The organism is Enterococcus sp. C63, from assembly GCF_040887215.1.
GTDB lineage: Bacteria > Bacillota > Bacilli > Lactobacillales > Enterococcaceae > Enterococcus_B > Enterococcus_B hirae.
In genome coordinates this window covers 360,797-376,899 of record NZ_JBFOFI010000003.1, presented here as the reverse complement: position 1 = coordinate 376,899, position 16,103 = coordinate 360,797, and the positions used below count along the sequence as shown (strand labels likewise).

Here is a 16,103-nt window from a genome sequence, read left to right as displayed (position 1 = left end):
TTTGATATGCTTTGATTAAAATGAGCGATTCTAATCAAAGAGACAAGCCTCGTTTTGCTTCTCTGTTCGGAAATTTTTTCAACCGTACCTTCTGTATGAATTCATACAATAGTTAATTGCTATTTTAGCATAAAAAAGTGGATAAGTATAGAAATCAACAAGGTGGAAAGGAAAAATGTTTTTTATCATTTAAATGTAATAAAAAAAATTTTTGATGAGAGAGGTGTTCTATATACTGTAGGAGTGTGCTATTATTTTTATTAATAGCTAAATTTATTCTAATTAAAAGGAGATGAGAGTTTGAAGTTGATGTGGCACTATACCATGCGCTATAAGAAATATTTGTTATTAAATTTCATCTGCGTATTTGGTTTTATTTTAATTGAGTTAGGCTTACCAACGATTTTAGCTCGTATGATTGATGTCGGGATTCGTAACAACGATTTTGGTTATGTAAAACAACAAGGGATCTTGATGGTCGTGATTACTGTGGTTGGGATCATTATGAATATTCTATTAGGCTATTTTGGTTCACGGATCACGACGAACATCGTTGCGGATATTCGTGACGATCTATTCAAGAAAATCCAGAGTTATTCTCACCAAGAATATGAAACATTAGGTGTTACTTCGTTGATCACGCGTACGACGAACGACGCTTATCAAATTATGCTGTTCTTGCAAAATATCTTACGGATCGGATTTATGACACCGATGATGTTTGTTGTCAGTCTTTATATGGTTATGCGGACCAGTGTTTCATTGAGTTATTATGTGATCGGAGCTCTACCGTTTTTACTACTTTCAGTGGTTGCGATTGCGAAATTTTCTGAACCGTTATCAAAAAAACAACAGAAAAATTTGGATAAGATTAATAGTATTTTACGTGAAAATCTTTCAGGATTACGTGTTATCCGGGCATTCGTTAATGAAAAATTTGAAGAAAAACGATTTGCGAAAGTTAATGATAACTATACAAAAAGCTCGAAAAGCTTGTTTCGTTTAATGGCTGTTGCACAGCCTGGATTCTACTTCCTGTTTAACATTGTAATGGTCTTGATTATTTGGAGCGGAGCAGTTCAAATCGATGCTGGTTCTCTTCAAGTGGGGGATCTGATTGCATTTATTGAATATATTTTCCATGCATTATTCTCCTTCATGCTGTTTGCAAGTGTCTTTATGATGTATCCACGGGCAGCTGTTTCAGCAGGGCGTATCCAAGAAGCATTAGATGCCTCACCGTCGATCAAAGAAGATCCAAATGGTGTATCTGAAACAAAAACCAAAGGATATATTGAGTTTAAGAATGTGACATTTGCTTACCCTGGACATTCACAAGAACCCGTGATCCGTAATGTGAGTTTTACTGCTTCGCCAGGAGAGACAGTCGCATTCATCGGTAGTACAGGTAGCGGGAAGTCAACGTTGATTCAATTGATTCCTCGATTTTACGATGTAAGTGATGGGGAAATCCTTATTGATGGCGTAGATGTCAGGGACTATCGCTTGAGTAAATTAAGAGATAAAATTGGCTTTATTCCTCAAAAAGCATTGTTATTTACTGGGACGATCGCAGATAATTTAAGATATGGAAAAGAAGATGCTACGCAAGAGGAGATGGAGCGAGCAGCTGAAATCGCACAAGCAACGGACTTCATTTCGAAGAAAACGGATGGGTATGATGAACTTCTTTCCGAAGGTGGAGCTAATTTCTCTGGAGGACAAAAGCAGCGTTTAGCGATTGCCAGAGCTATTATTCGACGTCCGGAAATCTATATTTTTGATGACAGCTTCTCGGCACTTGATTATCAAACGGATGCAAAACTTCGGGCTCGCTTGAAAAAAGAAACGACCGAATCAACGGTGTTAATCGTGGCGCAGCGAGTGGGTACGATCATGCATGCTGATAAAATCATCGTCTTGAATGAGGGAGAAGTCGTAGGTATCGGGACACACCGTGAATTATTAGAAAACTGTCCAATCTATTATGATATCGCAGCTTCGCAATTATCGAAGGAGGAATTAGCATGAAACAAACATTATCTTCCTTAAAACGATTAGCTCGATACATCAAACCTTATCAGTTAACATTTTTCTTTGTGCTGTTGTTTACTGTTTTGACGGTGATTTTCAACGTTGCTTTACCCTACGTTGTCGGATTGCCAACTACTGAGATCAGTCACAATATTGCAAACAACGAAGCGATTAATTTTTCTTATATTTTCAATTGTTTGATTTGGATCACGATCGTGGGCGTTGGTTATTGTGTTTCGCAATTACTTTCAGGTGTTTTGATGACGAATGTCGTGCAAAGTGCAATGCAAGATTTGCGAAGAGATATTGAAGAAAAAATCAATCGATTGCCTGTTTCTTATTTTGATAAAAATCAACAAGGAAATATCTTATCTCGGGTGACGAATGACGTAGACGCAGTCAGTGGGGCGTTACAGCAAGCGTTTATCGGTGTGGTGAATGCTATTTTAGGGATCACACTGGCAGCAGCGATGATGTTTTATATCCAGCCATTGATGGCGTTGATCTCGATGATCATGATTCCTGCATCTATCTGGATTTCAAAACGTGTGATCAATGCTTCGCAAAAATATTTCCAAGAAATGCAAAATTCGTTAGGGGATTTAAATGGTTATGTCCAAGAAAATATGACTGGTTTTAGTGTGTTAAAAGTTTATGGACGTGAGCAAAAAACGTTTGAAGGATTCAAACAAGTCAATCATCGATTGAAACATTATGGATTTAGAGCAGCCTTTATATCTGGATTGATGATGCCCTTAGTTCAGTTGACCGCATATGCTACTTATATCGGTATGGCTGTATTGGGAAGTTTTTACGTCATTACGGGTGTCATCGTTGTGGGGCAATTACAAGCATTTATCCAATATATTTGGCAAATCAGCCAGCCAATGGGGAATATCACACAGTTATCTTCTGTATTGCAAAGTGCATCTGCGGCTACCAGACGTGTCTTTGAGATTTTAGATGAACCAGAAGAAAAAGAAAATAAAGTGGATGTCACTTTACCAGAAACAGTAGCAGGAAATGTTTCATTTGAACATGTTGATTTTGCTTATGACCCTAAAAAACCGTTGATTCAAGATTTGAACTTTGAAGTAAAAGCTGGTCAAACAGTTGCGGTAGTCGGACCAACCGGTGCAGGGAAAACCACTCTGATTAATTTATTGATGCGTTTTTATGATGTGAGTCATGGGGCAATAAAAATCGATGGTATTGATACTAAAACGATGAGTCGTAGTGATGTCCGCTCATTATTTGGGATGGTTCTTCAAGATGCTTGGCTCTATGAAGGGACAATCGCTGATAATATTCGTTTTGGTAAATTAGATGCGACGGATTATGAAGTCGTTGACGCAGCAAAAACAGCTAACGTTGATCATTTTATTCGGACAATGCCTGATGGGTACGAAATGGAAATCAACGCTGAAGGTGACAATGTTTCGTTAGGGCAAAAGCAATTATTGACTATTGCCAGAGCCGTGGTTTCTGATCCTAAAATCTTGATACTTGATGAAGCTACTAGTTCTGTCGATACTCGTTTAGAAGCATTGATCCAAAAAGCAATGGATCGTGTAATGGAAGGACGAACAAGTTTTGTTATTGCTCATCGCCTTTCAACGATTCGTGATGCGGATTTGATCTTAGTGATGGATCAAGGACAAATTATCGAAAAAGGAACGCATGAAGGGCTGTTAGCTCAAGGCGGATTCTATGAAAAACTGTACAATAGCCAATTTGCTGAAGATGTTGCTGATGCTTGATACCGATTAAAACAAGAGGTTGTGAAAGAAGCGGGTAGCTCCGATGACAATAAGAAAGAATTTTTTGAAACAGCTTCTCATGTTTTGAAAAATTCAGGCTTATTTCAAGGAGTTGCTTCTTGAACACCGTTTAAACCAAGAGGTTGTGAAAGAAGCGAACAGCTCCGAGCAAATAAGAAAGAATTTTAGAATAGAGAGACTGAGGAAAAACTTTCCTCAGTCTCTTTTAGTATCTCTAAAAATCGAATAAACAGTGAGATAAAAGTAGCATCAAGAAATAAGAAGCACCAAGTAGGTAACGATCAACAGCAAAAAACGAGTGTTTATGCTTCTTGTCAATTTTCGGAAATCCCTTCTTATTTATTAAAGCTAAACATTTTTGTCTCACCTCTTTTTTTATTTGTTGGACTACTATACAAAATAAAAATAATAGGATCTGAGCGTTACGATAATTTTGTAGTAGAAAAAAGATCAAGGGAGGCGAAATAGCATTCAAAAATGCTTCTACTACTGGATGCTTGCTAGTAAATGAATTTTACGCGTAATTGTTTACTAAAAGAATGAAAAGAGATGGTGAAATGCAGATAAAACGGAAAAGGATAGTGTATAAAAAATAACTATATGAATGGGAGTGTTATTTATTATGAACAAAAAGACCTTTTATAAAAAAGTATGTGCAGGAACTATTGGATTAATTGGGGTAAGTGTTGTTGGATTGTCAGTAAATGCAGAAACTAGTAATGTTTTAGTCAATAAAAATATTGCTATCTCCCAAAATGTGGATCAAAATAATTTTGATTTGAAAGACATCGTCGCATTTAATGGAAGTGCCGTCCAACTTGATTCCCATACAGCTCGTCTTACTCAATCGAAACAATTTCAAAAAGGAACAATATCTGGAATCGTCTCCCTTGATATGAACTATGATTTCTTGTTGGATATGGATGTCAATTTAGGTGATAATGTAAATGGTGCTGATGGGGTAGGTGTGGCTTTCCACCAAGGAGCAATTGGCGACATTGGAGCTAATGGTGGTGGTCTAGGTATCAGAGGCCTGAAAAAGGGAATTGGATTTGAATTGGATACCTATTCTAAAGCGCCAGATAGAGATGATGCGGATACTTCTTTCAACCATGCTCAAATGGTTGGTGCTCATGGAGGCTTTGTTTCAACAGATGCCAACAGCGGATTTTTAACCGCTTTAGCTCCTATGCAACAAATTAAATTCACGCCAAATACTTTTAAAAAATTAACGTTAAAATGGAATAGCAAGCAACAACTTATTACTGCAGATTATGATGGGCAACATTGGGAATTGAAAAATCCAAACATCGATAAATCAAAGAAATATACTTTTACGATTGGAGCTGCAACAGGAGAACACTTCAATACGCATACTGTAAGAATCAATCAATTTGCAGCAGTTTTTGAAAAACCAGAGTTACATGCAAATGATATTGAAATTTTACACGATGAGTTATTTGATCCATATGACAAACGAATCAATCTAAGTGCTTATGATCGTGTTGACGGAGACATCACAGACAAAATCAAAGTGGTAGAAAACAACGTTGATTCCTCTATTCCTGGAAAATACCAAGTCACTTATGAAGTGAAAAATAGTGTAAATGAAGTGGCTAGAAAAACGATTAATGTAACGGTGAAAATCAATGATACTTGGCCTGACGGACAAACTGCTGGATGGAAAATGTTCTCAGGAGATGACATTGAACTAGTGAAAGACCCTGTGAATGCTTTAGTAGGTGACTATACTTTCTTTGCTGATCAGCATGCTAGTGTATATAAAATCTTTAACGGTAGTGAAGCTTTAGAAGAAAATGCTACTTATCGGGTAACTGTTTATGTGAAACCAGTGGTCGATATGTTGAGTGACCATTATGTAAAAGTGGCATTGAAGGAAGATACTTCGTCTAAAGATAGTCGTGAACTCCTTAACACCACATTGATGAGAGATGGGGTTTTAGAAGAAAAAGGATACTATCGACTTACAACTACTTTTAAAGTAAATAAAGGAGAAACAAGCCCACTAATCAATGTGGAAAACTATAAAGCTGGCTATATCGGCTCAATCAATATTTCTAAAGTAAATGGATAAAATTTAGCTACCAGTTTAGATAGCATATAGATAAAAGGAAAGAGCTTGGAACACGAAAGATTGTTCTGAGCTCTTTAGTTGTGTAAAAACGAGAGGTTGAGACAAAAGTGTTCAGCATCAAGAAATAAGAAGGAATTTTCGAAAATTGACAAGAAACACAAAAACTCGTTTTTGATGTTGATTGTTACCTACTTGGTGCTTCTCAAATTTTTGGTAAATTTCGGCAAATTTTCCGAAGATGCTACTTTTGTATCACCGTGAATCAGAGGTCGTGAAAACATCGGGTAGCTCTGATGACAATAAGCCTGAATTTTTTGAAACAGCTTCTCATGTTTTGAAAAATTCAGGCTTATTTCAAGGAGCTGATGTTTGAACACCGTTTATTCGTTTTTAGAGATACTAGAAGAGACTGAGACAACTTTGGTCTCAGTCCCTAGAGAGTAGGCGTGCTTGAAGGGACTATGAAATAATAGCTGCCAGTCTTTTTGAAGGAGAAATCCATCTTCTGCTATAATTGGAAATAAGCCAAAAAAGGAGATGTGTAAAAATGAGTCAAAAATTTATTGCACCGAATGCAACTGTTGTTGGCGATGTAGAGCTCGCAGAATCGGTCACAGTTTGGTATCAAGCGGTGATTCGTGGGGATAGCAATACGGTTAAAGTTGGAGCAAGAACGAATATTCAAGATGGTACTGTTATTCATGTGGACCATGATGCACCAGTTGAAATTGCTGAAAATGTAACGGTAGGACATCAATGTATGCTTCATGGTTGCACCATCGAAAAGGGCGCGTTGATTGGTATGGGATCAACTATTTTGAACCATGCAGTGATCGGTGAAAATAGTTTGATTGGTGCTGGTTCTTTAGTGACCGAAGGCAAGGTCATTCCGCCCAACGTATTAGCGTTTGGTCGGCCAGCTAAAGTCATTCGTCCTTTAACGGAAGAAGAGATTGAAAAGAATCGCCAAAATATTCAACATTACGTTGAACTTGGAGAACAATATAACGAAGGAAAGTTTAAAGAACAGCATTGAAAAACCGAGCTTTCGTTCCAACTGAAAAAAGGACGATGAGCCGCTCAATCGAGCAGTCCCATCGTCCTTTTAGTTTACAAATGATATTAGTTTAATCCAGCACTGTTTTCCATCACTTCATCAATCAAACCGTATGCTTTCGCTTGTTCAGCAGTCATGTAATTATCACGGTCGGTATCTTTTTCGATCACTTCAAGAGGTTGACCAGTACGTTCTGCTAAAATTTTGTTCAAGCGTTCTCGTGTTTGTAAAATGTGACGAGCTGCGATTTCGATTTCTGTCGCTTGACCTTGTGCGCCGCCAAGTGGTTGATGGATCATGATTTCAGCATTTGGTAAAGCAAAACGTTTGCCTTTTTTACCTGCTGTCAGTAAGAAACTACCCATAGAAGCAGCCATACCCATCACAATGGTTTGGACATCTGCTTTAACAAAATTCATCGTATCATAAATCGCCATTCCAGCAGTAACAGAACCGCCAGGAGAGTTGATATAAAGATAAATGTCTTTTTCAGAATCTTGTGCATCTAGGAAAAGCAATTGGGCAATAATCGAGTTTGCAAGATCATCTGTCACTTGACCACTTAACATGATAATGCGGTCTTTTAATAAGCGTGAATAAATATCATAAGCTCGTTCGCCACGAGAGGATTGCTCAATAACTGTAGGGATTAAATTCATAATTTGGTTCCTCCTTAAGTTCTTTACAAATAGTGTAACACAAATTCATTTCTTCTACCTAAAAAGTAGTATACATTCTTGGTCAATAAAGGTCAAATAAAAAAATTTTAGAAAATAGTCTGTGCTTGCACGTTTATGTTATGATGAAATAGAAGAATACAGCAAGGAGGAACACTAATTGGTAGTTGGCATCGTAGGCTTAATTGGCGTTTTATTAGGAGCTATTTTAGTATATATCGGGATGGTTGTTCAGATGCGCCATCTTGAAAACAAAGAGCAACGAAGACGGGAGTTAGAATTAAAAGTCAAAGAGATTGAGACTTTGAATCAACTAAATAAAAAAATCAATGAAATCTTGCAAAAAAGAGCAACACTGTTAGATGAATATGTCAGCTTTGATGCATTTGATGATTGTTATATCACTATTGATGATTTTGCTTATTTACAGTCATTTGCTGCACAAAATAATTTTTATCTTCCAAATTACATCTTAGAGGAGTTGTTTAAAAACATTGCGCACCGTAAAGTCGTTCTTTCTCCTGACGAAACGATGAAAATAGGCGGTTATGCTTATAAAGGTGGACGTGTGATCTTAGAAAACTTCACGGATAATCTGACGGAAATGATCAATGAAAAAAAAGCGCAATTAAAAAGTGTCACGCGACAACCTATTGGCTTTTTCTCAAATGATAATGTGTGGAGCTAATTGTTTTTTGAGTTGAGATTGAAGAGGATCAAAAAACTTTTATAATTTGTAAAGTCAAGGTTGTGACAGAATTGTTTAGCTTTTAGAAATAAGCCGAAGAATCCAAAAGTAGTTCCTTATATTTTTGGTTTTTTCGGCTTATTTTCGATAGATGAAACACTATGAATGAGAGATTGTGAAAACAGCAGTTTGCCCTGAGTATGAAGAATGAAAATCTCGAAACAGCTCCCCATATTTTGAGATTTTTGACTGATCGTCGAAGAACAGCTTTAAGCGAATGAGAGAGGACTTTTTATAGCTTTTCATATTTTAGAAAATCATCGCTTATTGCTGAGTAGTTCTTTATTGAATACCGTTTACTCATTTTTTAGAATGACAAGTCAACCTCATTCTTAGACATTCGAAGTATTACGACTTTTTCACAGCCTTTTTCCTATGGTACAATCAAAGAGACTGAAAGTGGTGATGAAATGGTTCAGATTTTTGCGCATCGTGGAAGTAGTGGTACCCATCCAGAGAATACATTGCCTGCGTTTGCCGAAGCGGTTCGAATAGGTGCAGATGGGATTGAACTAGATATTCATTTGACGAAAGATGAGCAGATAGTGGTGATTCATGATGAGGAAGTGGATCGGACGACGGATGGCAAAGGATTGGTACGGGAAAAAACATTAGCAGAGATAAAAAAGTTGAATGCAGGAAAGTGGTTCAATACAGAGTTTCAGGCAACAAAAGTGCCAACTTTGAAAGAGGTCTTGCATCTTTTTTGGGAAATGAATTATCGTGGAACGGTAATGATCGAGATTAAAACAGATAAATATGAGTATGCTGGCATCGAAGAAAAAGTAGTTCAACAATTAAAAGCAGTGGAATGGCCTTTTCGACATGCGTACTGCAGTTTTAACTTTCATACATTGGAACGAGTAGTAAAAATTGATCCTCAGGCACAGATGGATCTTCTTTTAAGTACGTCACAAAAGAAAGTACAGTTAGCTGAAGATACTCCTTGGATAGAAGGGATTCATCCTAGAGGTGACTGGTACTTGGAGCATTTGCCATCCATGGAGACATTCCCCAAATCGATCAGATGCTGGACCATCAACGACGACCAGCAGATGACACGATGTTTCGATCAACAACTAGATGCAATAATCACAGACTTTCCCCAAAAAGCATTTTGGATAAAACAAACAATGAAAAAGTAGGATGATAATGGAAAAAGTATTAGTAATCGTTGGACCTACAGCGGTAGGGAAAACAGCGCTTAGCGTGGAATTGGCTAAAAAATTTAACGGTGAAATTATTAGTGGGGATTCACTGCAAGTTTACAAGAAATTAGATATCGGAACAGCTAAAATAAAGACGTCAGAAATGGAAGGTATTCCCCATCATTTGATTGATATCATCGAACCGAATGAAACTTATTCCGTAGCAGATTTTCAAAAATCTGGACGAAAATTGATCAGAGAAATCACAGAACGTGGCCATTTGCCGATGATCGTTGGCGGAACAGGGTTGTATATTCAATCTTTGCTTTATGATTTTCAATTGGGTGCAAAAGAGGAAAGCGTCACAGCGGTACGAAAAAAATATGAAGAATTAGCTGAAACACTCAGTAAAAAAGAACTTTGGGAGTATTTGAAAACAAAAGATCCGCTAGCAGCGGAAAAAATTCATTGGAATAACCAACGAAAAGTGATTCGAGCTTTAGAAGTATTTGAAGTGACTGGCTACAGTATCACAACACCGCAAGAGGAACCCGCACGTCTTTATGATTATTGTATGATTGGTCTTAATACCGAGAGAGCCTTGTTATACCAGCGCATCAATCAACGTGTAGATAGTATGTTAGAGGAAGGCTTATTAGAAGAAGCACGTTTTGTGTATGAACTTGGTGAAGTCCAAGCGAGTCAAGGTATTGGATACAAAGAATTTTATCCGTATTTTAAGGGAGAAGAATCTTTAGAAAACGTTGTGGAGCAGTTGAAGATGAACTCGAGACGGTATGCAAAGCGACAATTAACATGGTTTCGTAATCGTCTTGATGCACATTGGTTTGACTTATTAGCAGAGTCCAGTAGTATGGAGCAAATTGATCAATTGATCAGAACGTGGTTGGAGGAAAAAGATGACAAATAAAAAAGAAAAAGTGATCATCGTAGGCGTTGAGACAGAACAGAATCAACGATACTTCACAGAGTCGATGGCAGAATTAAGCAAGCTGACCAATACAGCTTCTGGGGAAGTTGTATTTACATTGACGCAAAAACGACCGCAAGTCGATCGTCAAACCATTATCGGTAAAGGTAAATTACAAGAATTGATCCAACAAGCGGATGCTCATGAAGCGGATCTGATTATCTTTAACCATGAAATGACCCCTCGGCAGAGTCAGCTAGTCTCAGAAGCAGTAGGAATCCCCATCATTGACCGAGTCCAGTTGATTTTAGATATTTTTGCCATGAGAGCCCGTTCGAAAGAAGGAAAGTTGCAAGTAGAGCTAGCTCAATTAGAATACCTTTTACCACGCTTAGCTGGACAAGGAAAGTCATTGTCTCGATTAGGTGGTGGAATTGGAACGAGAGGACCTGGGGAAACCAAATTGGAAACGGATCGACGTCATATCCGTAATAAAATATTAGGGGTAAAACGTGAGTTGAAGGCTGTAGAAGCGCATCGAGCGAGAAACCGCCAAAAAAGACAGTCTAGTGAAATCTTTCAAATTGGTTTGATTGGGTATACCAATGCGGGGAAGTCAACCATTCTTAATTTGCTTACGCAAGCGGATACGTATTCTAAAGATCAGTTATTTGCTACTTTGGATCCCTTAACAAAGAAATGGCGATTTGCAGAAGGATTTGAGATTACGGTTACTGATACGGTTGGATTTATTCAAGATCTTCCGACACAATTAATTGATGCGTTCCATTCAACATTGGAAGAAAGTCAATCAATGGATCTATTGTTACATGTAGTTGATGCAAGTTCGCCAGATCGTATTTTGCAGGAGCAGACTGTATTACAGTTGATGGCGGAACTAAAGATGGAAGAGATGCCTGTTTTAACCGTGTATAACAAAGCGGATCAAATCGACCCTGCCTTATTTACGCCTTCACTCTTCCCCAATGTATTGATATCTGCGCAAAGTACCGATGGGAAAGAAAAGCTAGTGCAGGCAATCAAACAGCAGTTGTTGGAATTGATGACGCCATACACGCTCTTTGTACCCAGTCAGGATGGGCAAACGTTAAGTGCTTTACGAAGACAAACCCTCGTTTTGAAAGAGCATTTTGTAGAAGAAAAAAATGGATATGAAGTAAAAGGATTTGCAAAGTCAACTTCTAAATGGCTGAATAGTTAAATGGTCGTTGTCTCTTTCTTATCAGAGTGACCTATGTATTTTCTCTTTTTTTAAAAGTTAGAAAACTTGAGCAATGAATCGTTGCTCAAGTTTTTTTGTAAAAAAAAACCAACCCTCATGTTAGAAAACCTAACATATGCGGTTGACAGCTGTTTTTTTGATTGGTATACTTTACCCAACTTGTTAAACGAAAGGGGACGTCTGATGGGAGAAAAGGAATTGCGCCGTTCAATGTCTGTATTTCCAATTGGTACAGTAATGAAATTGACAGATTTAACTGCACGACAAATTCGTTACTATGAAGAACAAGATTTTGTTCATCCTGAAAGAAGTGAAGGAAATCGCCGAATGTATTCATTAAACGATATTGACTTGTTGTTAGAGATCAAAGATTATCTTTCTGATGGATTAAATATGGCTGGTATCAAACGAGTTTACGAAATGGCTCAAGCCAAAAAACAGGAAGAAAAAAGCAAAAAACCGCTAACTGATCATGACGTTCGACAAATTTTTCGTGATGAGATATTGGCGCAAGGTGGGCTAAGTAAAACTGGGCATTATCAGTCGCAAGGAATGCAACGACAATTCTTTGACTGAATAATATAAACAAAAAGAAAGAGGGATACCATGGTAAAGAAACAAATAACTGGTGATGAAATTAAACGAATCATTGAAGAAGAGAACGTTCGCTTTTTAAGATTAATGTTCACAGATATCTTAGGAACAATCAAAAATGTCGAAGTACCCGTTAGTCAAATCGATAAAGTACTTGAAAATAAAATGATGTTTGATGGTTCTTCGATCGAAGGGTTTGTTCGGATTGAAGAAAGCGATATGTATTTGTATCCTGATCTTTCAACATGGATGATCTTCCCTTGGGAAAGTGATCATGGCAAAGTAGCTCGTTTGATTTGTGATATCTATAACCCAGATGGCACACCTTTTGCAGGTGATCCACGCGGGAATTTGAAACGTGCATTAAAAGATATGCGCAACCTTGGATTTACCTCTTTCAACTTAGGTCCAGAACCAGAATTCTTCTTATTTAAGTTAGATGAAGATGGTGGGATCACGACCACGTTAAACGATAAAGGTGGATATTTTGATTTTGCACCAACAGATTTAGGTGAGAACTGTCGTCGTGATATTGTTTTAGAATTAGAAAGCCTTGGGTTTGAAGTAGAAGCTTCTCACCACGAAGTAGCTCCTGGGCAACATGAGATTGATTTTAAATATGCAGACGTTGTGGATGCTTGTGACAATATTCAAACATTCAAACTAGTCGTTAAAACAATTGCTCGTAAACATGGGTTACACGCAACGTTCATGCCTAAACCATTATTCGGGATCAATGGTTCGGGGATGCACTGTAATATGTCCTTGTTCAATGACGAAGGAAATGTTTTTTACGATAAAGATGGCGATTTAGAACTAAGTCAAACAGCGTATCATTTCTTAGGTGGGTTATTGAAACATGCTCGTGCCTATACAGCTGTTTGCAATCCGACCGTCAACTCATATAAACGTTTAGTTCCAGGCTATGAAGCACCAGTATATGTGGCATGGAGCGGTCGCAATCGTTCACCATTAGTCCGTGTTCCAGAATCTCGTGGCTTATCCACACGTTTGGAATTGCGTTCAGTTGATCCATCTGCTAATCCATATCTAGCAATGGCTGTTTTATTACAAGCTGGATTGGATGGCGTTCGTAATGAAATCACGCCACCAGCAGCTGTAGATCGAAATATTTATGTGATGAACGAAGAAGAACGAGAAGAAGCACACATTCAAGATCTTCCTTCAACGATCCATAATGCAATCAAAGAATTAAGAAAAGACAAAGTGATGATCGATGCTTTGGGACAACATATCTTTTCAAACTTTGTCGAAGCAAAACGCTTAGAATGGGCGGCGTTTAGACAAACTGTTTCAGAATGGGAAAGAGAACAATACTTGGAATTGTATTGATTATCGCTACCCCATTAGAATATGAATAACTGGAGTTGGAGAGATCAATCTCACTTCATTCTAAAAACGAGTAAATGGGTTTTTAGCATCAGCTCCTTGAAATAAGCCTGAATTTTTCAAAACATGAAAAGCTGTTTCGAGATTTTCATCCTTAATACTCAGGGCAAACCGCTCTTTTCACAACCTTCTTATGCTTGATAAACAGGACAATAAGCCAAAATTTTACGAAAAATGAGTACGACTGAAAAGAAAGACAGTTTGTTTTAACTGATTTCTTAGTCGCTGAAGACTTATTTTAGGAAATTTTGGCTTATTTTGTTCGCGCATTGTTTGGTGAGTAACTTATGTGGTGGGACAACAAAAAACTCCTGAAGAATACACTTCAGGAGTACGAGAATGAGAAACGGATGATGTTAAGTTATTCTGAATCACAAATAACTGGTTGGATTGTGTAATGAAATCATTCTCTACGAGTAGGATACAGCTATTTCTGATTGAAATTTTTTTTAAAATTTTAATGGAAAGAAAATTATTTGCAAAATATGAATAACACACCTATTCTATAGTATAAAAAAATTTTTTCATTTTTTTGTGTGTAGAATTTTTCTAAGAATATTCTTGTCTTACAGTGATTATTGCACTCCTGGTTGATACGCACAAGTAAAAAATGAGTTCATTGAAGATTGTATATGATGATAAATAATTGAATTTTTTTAATTTGAGCATACCTATTTCTTCTGGGGGGAAAATTAGGTATGCTCAAATTAAAGTTATTGCCTTATTATTATATTATAAAGGAGGCATAAATTTATGAATAAAGTTGAATTAGATCAAATAATCAAAGATATGAATGAAGGATTAGAGGAAGATGAAGAAGAAATATTTTTATTAAACCTACGTACTTATTCTAAAGATGAAATCAATTACGTAGTAGATCGTCTTAATCTGGATGATCATACTCGTGAACAGGTTAGAACATCACAAATTAATTCAATGAAAAAACATCAAGTGCGAAAAAAAAATTTATTAAGAGACGAAAAACTTAGAGTTGTTCATAAAAATTTAAACAAACAAAGTGAGGAAGTCAATTCATTCTCTGATCGCTCAAAGATGATAGATACAGTTGTTGCATCTATCAATCAATTGATTCATGATCCGGAAATTAATGTTATTCAACCAATAGACGATATTGATATAAGTGAGGCATTAGACGTCTTCTTTGAAAAAACCTATTTTACACCAGATGAAATAAATTCTACTATTGATAAGCTAGAACTAGCAAATAAAGAAAATCTTCGTGAAACAATTAGAAAAAGGGAGATTGAAGAAGAACCTCGACGTAAAATCAAGTTTTTAAAAGAAGAACGAATACAAAAAATTAACGAAATGGTGCAACAGTCGATGACATCAAGGACGTTCACAGAGGTTGCAGAGAGTCTTAAAAAAATGTATTCAGAGTTACCTTACAAAGTTAATGAGGCTGATTTAAGTGAGGATATAGAATTTGTAATAGAAAATTTTAAGATGAAACCTAATGATATTGGTTCTTTCGTGGACTTGTTTGACCTCAGTCCTGATACTCGTAATGAAATTAAAGAATCACAAAAGAAAAGAATTGAGGAGATGAAGGCAATAAGGGATACTGAACTTTCAATAAAAATAGAAAGGTTGAGAATGCGCCGTCCTTTTACCCTGATACAGGATATCACTTCAGTACTTCGTGAGCAAATGAATGACCCAGTTATTCCACTTGCACAACACGAGGTTGTATCTATATTAGAAGAGAATTTAGATATACCACATAGTACAACAATAGAAGGTACTTCAAGACGTGTTTTGCCTCTTAGGCAGAATGAATATAGGGAAATTATACATAATCTTGGTTTGAGCGTGGAAAACGTAAATGAACGTTGGCAGTTTAACCGCCATGCTGTAGAACTGCTGACTAACTATGCTGAATTCAATATGTTACAGCATCCACAAACAGATCTTGTGCATGGCAATCCACAGGAACTTTCAAACCTTGAATTATATAAAAGAGAATTTAGAGAGTTGGTTAAAGAAAGTGTAGGCAAGGTGGGAACTAAAGCTGAAGATAAATCAGGTTTTCAAGCTGAAATTTCTAATTTGACCCCCGAACAACAGGAACAGGTAATGAAAAAAGTGGAGGATTTGAAGAAAAGAAGACAAGAAAATTGGAAACAATTAGATGTAGAAAAAATGTCACCGTTAAAAAATAGGACAGAAAAATTCAATGCTGTAAGAACGAGAAGTACAAACACATCTGAAAAACAAGGACAAAAATCTTCTAGAGATCATCAAAGATAGTCTAGTGAATGAGTAAAGAAGTCGTATGGCTAATCGTTCTTACTAAAAGAATGAGTGTGCTATTTTTCGTGCAGTTTTTTATTAGAGAGTGAACTACCTGTTTTCATTTATCAA

General features: G+C 36.9%; 12 protein-coding genes. 11 read left to right on the top strand and 1 reads right to left on the bottom strand.

Features of this window, described 5'->3' with window-relative positions:
- Window positions 1-300 precede the first annotated feature (300 nt).
- The 4 genes from efrA (at window position 301) to AB3H90_RS07130 (ending at window position 6,946) form a co-directional block, all read left to right on the top strand.
- A complete protein-coding gene (gene efrA, locus AB3H90_RS07145) occupies window positions 301-2,031 on the top strand; it encodes a multidrug efflux ABC transporter subunit EfrA (RefSeq protein WP_368016453.1) in 1,731 nt (576 codons plus the stop codon).
- On the top strand, window positions 2,028-3,794 hold the full coding sequence (efrB, locus tag AB3H90_RS07140) for a multidrug efflux ABC transporter subunit EfrB (protein ID WP_010718720.1): 1,767 nt from the start codon (window positions 2,028-2,030) through the stop codon (window positions 3,792-3,794). Before efrA ends, efrB begins: the two co-directional genes overlap by 4 nt.
- 643 nt (window positions 3,795-4,437) lie before the next feature.
- Window positions 4,438-5,910, top strand: a complete 1,473-nt coding sequence (locus tag AB3H90_RS07135; protein WP_034698948.1) for an immunoglobulin-like domain-containing protein — start codon at window positions 4,438-4,440, stop codon at window positions 5,908-5,910.
- Window positions 5,911-6,457: 547 nt separating this feature from the next.
- Window positions 6,458-6,946 carry a gamma carbonic anhydrase family protein gene (locus AB3H90_RS07130; RefSeq protein WP_010718718.1) on the top strand — a complete coding sequence of 163 codons (489 nt, stop codon included), beginning with the start codon at window positions 6,458-6,460 and terminating at the stop codon, window positions 6,944-6,946.
- 86 nt (window positions 6,947-7,032) lie between these two features.
- Here the strand turns inward: AB3H90_RS07130 and clpP are convergent, their stop codons facing one another.
- Window positions 7,033-7,626, bottom strand: coding sequence for an ATP-dependent Clp endopeptidase proteolytic subunit ClpP (gene clpP / locus AB3H90_RS07125; RefSeq protein WP_010718717.1), 594 nt, complete (start codon window positions 7,624-7,626; stop codon window positions 7,033-7,035).
- A 178-nt stretch (window positions 7,627-7,804) separates the two neighbouring features.
- On the opposite strand from clpP, the gene AB3H90_RS07120 reads away from it, so the two are divergent.
- The 7 genes from AB3H90_RS07120 to AB3H90_RS07090 all read left to right on the top strand — a co-directional run bounded on the left by AB3H90_RS07120 (window position 7,805) and on the right by AB3H90_RS07090 (window position 15,989).
- Window positions 7,805-8,332, top strand: coding sequence for a hypothetical protein (locus AB3H90_RS07120; RefSeq protein WP_010718716.1), 528 nt, complete (start codon window positions 7,805-7,807; stop codon window positions 8,330-8,332).
- A gap of 470 nt (window positions 8,333-8,802) precedes the next feature.
- The gene (locus tag AB3H90_RS07115; RefSeq protein WP_368016452.1) at window positions 8,803-9,537 is read left to right on the top strand and encodes a glycerophosphodiester phosphodiesterase; all 735 of its coding nucleotides are present in this window, start codon (window positions 8,803-8,805) and stop codon (window positions 9,535-9,537) included.
- A gap of 7 nt (window positions 9,538-9,544) precedes the next feature.
- A complete protein-coding gene (gene miaA / locus AB3H90_RS07110; protein WP_368016451.1) occupies window positions 9,545-10,471 on the top strand; it encodes a tRNA (adenosine(37)-N6)-dimethylallyltransferase MiaA in 927 nt (308 codons plus the stop codon).
- On the top strand, window positions 10,461-11,693 hold the full coding sequence (hflX, locus tag AB3H90_RS07105) for a GTPase HflX (RefSeq protein WP_368016450.1): 1,233 nt from the start codon (window positions 10,461-10,463) through the stop codon (window positions 11,691-11,693). Before miaA ends, hflX begins: the two co-directional genes overlap by 11 nt.
- A 204-nt stretch (window positions 11,694-11,897) precedes the next feature.
- Window positions 11,898-12,290 (top strand): MerR family transcriptional regulator, encoded by a 393-nt coding sequence (locus AB3H90_RS07100; protein WP_010738058.1) that lies wholly within the window; start codon window positions 11,898-11,900, stop codon window positions 12,288-12,290.
- Window positions 12,291-12,320: 30 nt separating this feature from the next.
- Window positions 12,321-13,661 carry a type I glutamate--ammonia ligase gene (gene glnA, locus AB3H90_RS07095; protein ID WP_010718711.1) on the top strand — a complete coding sequence of 447 codons (1,341 nt, stop codon included), beginning with the start codon at window positions 12,321-12,323 and terminating at the stop codon, window positions 13,659-13,661.
- An 810-nt stretch (window positions 13,662-14,471) separates the two neighbouring features.
- A complete protein-coding gene (locus tag AB3H90_RS07090) occupies window positions 14,472-15,989 on the top strand; it encodes a hypothetical protein (protein ID WP_368016449.1) in 1,518 nt (505 codons plus the stop codon).
- Window positions 15,990-16,103: the final 114 nt, after the last annotated feature.